The 1,153-nt window shown below is 74.1% G+C and carries 1 protein-coding gene and 1 pseudogene; both read right to left on the bottom strand.

Annotated features, from left to right (window positions below):
• A pseudogene (locus tag DY240_RS22610) lies at positions 1–569 on the bottom strand (hypothetical protein); the annotation flags it as partial.
• 244 nt (positions 570–813) lie between these two features.
• On the bottom strand, positions 814–1,153 hold a 340-nt coding region (locus tag DY240_RS22605; RefSeq protein ID WP_147375453.1), incomplete at its 5' end, for a response regulator transcription factor.

The raw sequence follows: 1,153 nt of genomic DNA, 5'->3' as shown, positions 1-1,153 counted from the left end.
GGGTCGACCGTCACCGCGGCGGCGTCGATGCTGTCCAGCGGGACGCCGGCCGCGGCCGCCGGGAGAGCGGCGGCCCGGCCGGCGAGGCTGCGGGCGTCCTGGGCGCCGGCGTACTCCACGATCAGCGGCAGGCCGGCGCGATCGGCGTACCCGTTCTCCGCCAGATACGCCACGTCGAACAGCAGCGGGTCGAGCAGCCCCGACTCCAGATGCCCGCGGACGTCGTCGGGGATGGCGTACAGCGCGTCGCTCTCACCCTGGTTGGTCACCTGGATGCCGGGGAGCGACCCGTCCGGCCGGGCGGCGGGCTCGGTGCGGACGCTGTAGTCGCCGGGCGCCAGCCGTTCCACCGTCACCCGGTCGCCGGTGATCAGGGTGAGCTCGTAGGACTCCTGGTCCAGGCCGGCCAGGGCCGACGGCGGACCCGCGGCGGGCGGAGGATCGCCGGCGAACGGCGCCGGATCCGCTCCCTCGACACCCGCCGTCGGCGCGCCCGACATGATCAGGGCGGCGCCGGTCAGGCCGATGACCGAGGCCAGTGCCGCCGTTCCGCGTCGCAGTCTTCCCATCGTCACTCCTCGTGGTCGGCGGTGCACCGGACGGACCTAGATCGGCTCGTAGCCGTCCGGGCGTTCCGGTCGTTCCGTGGGCGGTGTCGTGGACGGCTCGGCTCCCGGCGCGGGCTCCGGGGCCGGGTCCGGCACCCGTTCGTGCGGGTCAGGCGAGGTCATCCGGAGATTCTCCTGTCGATCGACCTGGAGTCGTCAGGAGAGTCTCGGGTGCTTGGTCCGGTTTTGTGACCGGACGATCGACCTAATCTTTATCGGCGGGCAGGAGCCCGGCCTCGATCGCCTTGACGGCGAGTGCCGTGCGAGTGGTCACGCCGAGCTTGCGCATGGCGGAGTTGAGCTGCCACGCCACGGTCTTCGGCGAGCGCGACAGCGTGTCGGCGATCTCCCGGTTGGTCCGGCCGGTGGCGACCAGCCGGGTCACTTCGAGCTCGCGGGGCGACAGCTGGTCGCCGTAGCCCCGCCGCCCGCGGCGCCAGGTGCGGCGCGCCTCGACGCCGAGGCCGCGCAGCTCGGTGCCGATGCGAGCGGCGTCGGTGCGCGCGCCGAGGCCGGCGAGCGCGCGGAAGGCGTCGGCCAGCACC

The sequence above is a fragment of the Jiangella rhizosphaerae genome, assembly GCF_003579925.1.
Lineage (GTDB): Bacteria > Actinomycetota > Actinomycetes > Jiangellales > Jiangellaceae > Jiangella > Jiangella rhizosphaerae.
Note: the sequence above shows the minus strand (reverse complement) of the source record. Positions and strands in the feature narration are given on the sequence as shown.